Origin of the sequence: Streptomyces aurantiacus JA 4570, from assembly GCF_000414115.1 — a bacterium.
Lineage (GTDB): Bacteria > Actinomycetota > Actinomycetes > Streptomycetales > Streptomycetaceae > Streptomyces > Streptomyces aurantiacus_A.
This window is the reverse complement of record NZ_AOPZ01000532.1, coordinates 1-5,647: the sequence shown is the minus strand read 5'-3', so window position 1 is coordinate 5,647 and position 5,647 is coordinate 1. Positions and strand designations below refer to the sequence as shown.

General features: G+C 73.9%; 3 protein-coding genes. All 3 read left to right on the top strand.

Annotation, left to right across the window (positions count from 1 at the left end; genetic code table 11):
- The first annotated feature begins 298 nt into the window (after positions 1 to 298).
- The 3 genes from STRAU_RS37370 (at position 299) to STRAU_RS37360 (ending at position 5,433) form a co-directional block, all read left to right on the top strand.
- Positions 299 to 967, top strand: coding sequence for a uridine kinase family protein (locus STRAU_RS37370; RefSeq protein WP_016645582.1), 669 nt, complete (start codon positions 299 to 301; stop codon positions 965 to 967).
- A 462-nt stretch (positions 968 to 1,429) separates the two neighbouring features.
- A complete protein-coding gene (locus STRAU_RS37365) occupies positions 1,430 to 3,301 on the top strand; it encodes an AAA family ATPase (RefSeq protein ID WP_037664526.1) in 1,872 nt (623 codons plus the stop codon).
- Positions 3,302 to 3,441: 140 nt separating this feature from the next.
- Positions 3,442 to 5,433 carry a sensor histidine kinase gene (locus STRAU_RS37360; RefSeq protein ID WP_016645580.1) on the top strand — a complete coding sequence of 664 codons (1,992 nt, stop codon included), beginning with the start codon at positions 3,442 to 3,444 and terminating at the stop codon, positions 5,431 to 5,433.
- Positions 5,434 to 5,647: the final 214 nt, after the last annotated feature.

Here is a 5,647-nt window from a genome sequence, read left to right as displayed (position 1 = left end):
CACCGCCGCTGCGCCGGCCGCCGTGGCGAGGAGTCTTCTGCGGGACATGTCTTCAGCTCGGTCCATGGACGGGGACCCCCGGTCGATGGTTTCCGGCCGCAGCCGGACGGTGATGGTCAGGTACACGACAGTGCGCCAACTATGGCCGGTCGCCGACGGGTTCTGCCAGCCGTCCGACCCTGACGGCGCCCACCAATATTGGCCTCTACCACTGGTATGACCTGGGACGGCGCGCTGAACCGCGCACAGGGGGCGCGAACGGCACCTCGCGCGCCCTCGGCCCGTAGGCTGACCGGCGATGACCGATACGCACCGCCCCGCGCCCCTCCCCGGCCCCCTGGCTCTCCCCCGCCTCGCCCGTGCCCTGCGGGGCCTGCCGCCGTCCTGCGGACCCGTACGGCTGATCGCCGTCGACGGACACGCGGGCTCCGGCAAGTCGACCTTCACCGCCCACCTGGCCGAGGCGCTCGGCGGAGCCCCGGTGCTGCGGCTCGACGACATCGCGAGCCACGCCGAGCTGTTCGCCTGGACGGACCGGCTGCTGCGGCAGGTCGTCGAGCCGCTGACCCGCGGTGAAACGGCGCACTACGCGGCGTACGACTGGCACACGCGCCGCTTCGGCCCTGCCGATCGCCCCCTGCCGGCCGAACCCGTGGTCCTGTTGGAGGGTGTCGGCGCGGGCCGCCGGATGCTACGGCCGTTTCTGACGGGGCTGCTGTGGATGGACCTGCCCCGGGAGGCGTCCTGGGCCCGCGGGCGACGACGTGACGGACCGGCGCTGAGCGGCTTCTGGGACGGCTGGGAGGCCGCCGAACGGCGTCATTTCGCCGAAGACCCGTCCCGCCCCTTCGCCCAGCTGCTCGTACGCGAGTTGCGGGAGGGATACGAGGTGCTGCCGGGGCCCGACGGGACGGCAGCGCTGACCCAAATCGTCACTCAGGGTGAAGGCCCGTCGGCAGTGCGCTGAACCGGCGGATTCCCCCTTCCGGGCCGTGTGGCCAGTTTTCGCGAGTGCCCCAACTCGGCTTGACCCAAGGGCCTTACAGGACTTACGTTCTCAATGTGCGGCCTTTTGGGTCGCCCACAGACGCGAAGCCCCCGGTTGTTCCCCCGTGATCGGGGGCTTCGTTCTGCCCTGCGCCCCTCCGCGTCGGGCGCCACGAGCCGCCGATCGCTCACCCTGGGTCACCATCGGGCCCCTCCTTGCCCCGGGCCTGACCGGGGCCCGCACACGCCCTCATCGGCGATCCCCCGCTGCGGCACCCTACGGCGGGACGCTCCCACGCAGGTACGATGCATCTCGGTGCGTTTTCGGACGGCTGCTGCGCGCACCGAGTCAACTCCCGTCCGCAGCATGGCGGTTCAGTTCAGTTGCCGGCGGGCACCGGCCCGGTGGTACACAAACGGGGCACGGTTTGTGGGGGACGTGATGGACTTCGGCACGCAGGGCGCCACCGCCCCGGCCGACCTCGCCTGGCTGCGGGGGGTCGACGCCTACACGATGGGCGCCTATCCGCAGGCCGAGGAGGAGTTCCGGGCCGCGGTGCGCATGGATCCGGGCATGGCCGACGGCTGGCTCGGGCTGCACGCGCTGCGCATCGACACGACGACGGCGCTCCTGCGGATGTTCCAGCACCGCGACCGCTTCGGCGAACAGCGCGCCCGGCACGTGCGCACCCTCAACTCCTGGTACTGGCTGGGCTGGTGGGTGCAGCCCGTCCTGGAGTCCACCCGCGACCTGCTGCTCGCGCACGCCTCGCACTGGCTGGACGGACGCCATGTGCCGGAGCTGGACCGGGCGCTCGCCGGACTACCGCCCGTCGACGCCGATGTACAGGTGCGCTTCCTGCACGCCTGCCGCGCCTACCTGGTCAAGGACTGGGAGCAGTTGGTGCGGCACACCGACCCGCTGATCGACGACGCGATGCTCGGCATCGAGGCGGGCCTCTTCGGCGGCATGGCCCGCGTACGCCTGGAGATGTACGGCCAGGCCGAACCGCTGCTCTCCGCCGCGCTGATGCGCTGCCGCAGCGAGCAGCCCCAGCGCAAGGAACTGCGCTACTGGCTGGCCCGCGCGCACGAGGGCACCGGCCGCTCCGCCGCCGCCCTGCCGCTGTACCGCGCGGTGCACCGGGTCGACCCCGCGTTCATGGACACCTCCGCGCGGCTCGCGGCCATCGCCGAGGGCGACGGGTACGACGACGGCACCGACCTGGCCGCGATCACCCTCACCGGCATCGGCCAGGACGCGCTCGACGGACCCGACGGCGTGGACGCCCTCTTCGGCACCGAGGGCCGCGACCTGAAGGTCACCGAGCCCGAACTGCCGCCCGGCGGCGGCCCGTCCGACGCCGACACGGTGCGCGAGAAGGCCGTCATCCCGATCAAGCCCGCTCCCCCGCAGCTCCCGCCGGGACCCACGGACCCCGCCCTGCTTGAGCAGGCGCTCGCCGAACTGGAGCGCATGGTCGGCCTCGAACCGGTCAAACGCCAGGTCAAGGCGCTGTCCGCGCAGCTCAACATGGCGCGCCTGCGGGCCGCGCAGGGCCTTCCTGTGCAACCGCCGAAACGACACTTCGTCTTCTCCGGCCCCTCCGGCACCGGCAAGACCACCGTGGCCCGGATCCTCGGGCGGGTCTTCTACGCCCTCGGGCTGCTCGGCGGCGACCACCTCGTGGAGGCCCAACGGGCCGACCTGGTCGGCGAGTACCTGGGCCAGACCGCCGTGAAGGCCAACGAGCTCATCGACTCGGCGATCGGCGGCGTCCTCTTCGTCGACGAGGCGTACTCCCTCTCCAACTCCGGCTACGGCAAGGGCGACGCGTACGGCGACGAAGCCCTTCAGGTGCTCCTCAAGCGGGCCGAGGACAACCGCGACCACCTCGTCGTGATCCTCGCCGGCTACCCCGAGGGCATGGACCGGCTGCTCGCCGCCAACCCCGGGCTCTCCTCCCGCTTCACGACGCGGGTCGACTTCCCCTCGTACCGCCCCCTCGAACTCACCGCCATCGGGGAGGTCCTCGCCGCCGAGAACGGCGACGTGTGGGACGAGGAGGCCCTCGACGAGCTGCGCTCCATCAGCGGGCACGTGGTCGACCAGGCGTGGATCGACGAGCTGGGCAACGGAAGGTTCCTGCGGACGCTGTACGAGAAGAGCTGCGCCTACCGCGACCTGCGGCTCTCCGGATACCCCGGCGCACCGACCCGGACCGACCTGTCGACACTGCGGCTGCCGGATCTGATGCAGGCGTACGGAGAAGTGCTCTCCGGGCGGGGGCCGACCGACCCTTCGGGGAACTGAGCCGCTCGTCCCGGGCGCGGCCCGCGGGCGGTCCGCCCGTATTGTCATCCGTTCGAGGCGTTTGGGCGCAACCGCGTTCGGATCCGGTGCCGGGTCCGGGAATCTTGCCGTGAGGGCGGACGCGGTGGGGGTGCGCGACGGTGACCACCTGGCTGGCATGGGGATTCTTCGCCGCCGTGGCGGCCGCGGTGGGCACCGGCGTGGGGCTGTGGATGGAGTGCGGCCTCACCTATCAGCTCGCCGTCGACAGCTTCCTCGTGACGGACGCCGTGCTGGCCGCCGTCTTCGCCGCCTGCGGCGTCCCCGTCGCCTGGCGCAGACCGCGCAACCCGGTGGGCTGGCTGCTGCTCTGCGGCGCCGCGGCGCACGCCGTGACCGCCATGGCGCTCGGCCTGCTGGCGCTGGGGCTGCGCAACGGCTGGAGCGAGCCGGCGCTGCGCGCCCTCGTCACCGCGGCGCTGGCCGCCTGGCCGCTGGGCCTGCGCCTGTTCGTGCCGCTCGCGCTGCTGCTCTTCCCGACCGGCAGGCTGCCGGGGCCGGGCTGGCGCCCCATCGCCTGGGCCACCGGCGCGATCGGGGCGCTGTTCTGGCTGTGGTGCGTGACCACGCCCCATCCGTACGCGCTCGGCGGCCCCGTCGGATACCCGCACGTCCTGTCGGTGCCCTCCTTGGAACCGCATCGCACGCAGATCGACCTCGCGGGCATCTTCGTTCCGATGCTCGTCGACCTCACCGCTCTGATGGTCCGCTACCGGCGCGGCGACGAGCGGCTGCGCCGTCAACTGCTGTGGCTGATGCTGGCCGTGCTGTGCGCCGTCCCCTGGTGGCCGCTGGGCATGAGCGCGGCGGCACTGCAGGTGCTCATCATCGTCCAGCCGGTGGCGATGGCCGTGGCGATCCTGCGCCCCCAGCTGCTCGACATCCAGTGGGTGGTCTCCCGTGCCCTGCTCTATCTGGCGCTGTCGCTCTCGGTCCTCGGCGTCTACGCGGGCGTGGTGCTGTTCCTCGACCGGGTGCTGCGGAACACCTTCCACCTCGGTGGCGCCGCGCTGGTCGCGGTGGGCGTCGCGATCGCCTTCCATCCGGTGCGGGCCCGGCTCCAGCGGCTCATCGACCGGATGCTGTACGGCGATCGCGGCGACCCCGTGCGCGCGCTCGACCGGCTCGGGGCACGGCTGTCCGCCGAGTCCGGCCTGGACGGCCTGCTGCTCGCGGTCCGGGACACGCTGCGGCTGCCGTACGCGGCGTTCCGCCTGGAGGGGCGCCCGGTGGCCGCGTCCGGCACGGAGCGGCCCGGCGGCCTGGTGATCGCGCTGCCCACCCCCGGCACCAAGGAGGCGGAGCTGGTCGTCGGCACCCGCCGGGGCCAGGCCCGCCTCGACGCGGAGGACCTGCGGACCCTCAAGGCCCTCGTGGTGCCCCTCGGGGTCGCCGTCCGGGCGACCGTGCTCTCGGCGGAGCTGCAGTCCTCGCGCGAGCGGCTGGTGTCCGCCCGCGAGGAGGAACGCCGGCGGCTGCGCCGCGATCTGCACGACGGGCTCGGACCCACCCTCACCGGCCTGGCCTTCACCACCGACGCGGCCCGCAACCTGGTCCGCACCGACCCGGACACCGCCGAGCAGCTCCTCGACCAGCTGCGCGGGCACGCGACCGGGGCCATCGACGAGATCCGGCGCCTCGTCGAGGGCCTGCGGCCGCCCGCGCTCGACGAGTTGGGCCTCGTCACCGCGCTCACCCGGCAGGCGGAGCGGCTGAGCCACCGCGTCGGCGGCGCGCCGCTGGCCATCACCATCGACGCGCCCGGCAGGCTCCCGCCCCTGCCGGCCGCGGTCGAGGTGGCGGCGTACCGCATCGCGACGGAGGCGCTGACGAACGCCGCCCGGCACTCGCGGGCCGACCACGCCCTGGTGCGGCTGCGCATCGACGGCGCGCTGCGCGTCGAGGTCAGCGACAACGGCGGCCCGTCCGCCGTCCCGTGGCAGCCCGGCGTGGGGCTCTCCACGATGGCGGAGCGGGCCGCCGAACTCGCCGGACACTGCCGGTCCGGGCCCGGCCCGGAGGGCGGCGTGGTCAGCGCCGTCCTCCCCCTGAGGCCGGGCCCCCGGGAGGACGCCCCCGTCCGTCCCCCGTGACCGGCAGCGCCCTTCAACCCCGGCGCCGGTGCTGGTGGCCGTACCGGCGCGGGGGGGGGCCGGGTGGCCGTCCCGGCGCGGGGGGGGGCCGCCGCCGCGCAGACAGCCGCGCCAACAGCCCTGGCGCAGCCGTCCGTTGCCGCCTCCCCCACGGAGCGGGCAGGCGCGGCGCGGCTTCATGGGGCGACCGGGCCCGGTCCCGCCCGGGGCCGGC

Excerpts from the sequence above, each read along its gene's own strand:
- STRAU_RS37370 (WP_016645582.1), top strand. The coding sequence starts at position 299 with ATGACCGATACGCACCGCCCCGCGCCCCTCCCCGGCCCCCTGGCTCTC.
- STRAU_RS37365 (WP_037664526.1), top strand. The coding sequence starts at position 1,430 with ATGGACTTCGGCACGCAGGGCGCCACCGCCCCGGCCGACCTCGCCTGG.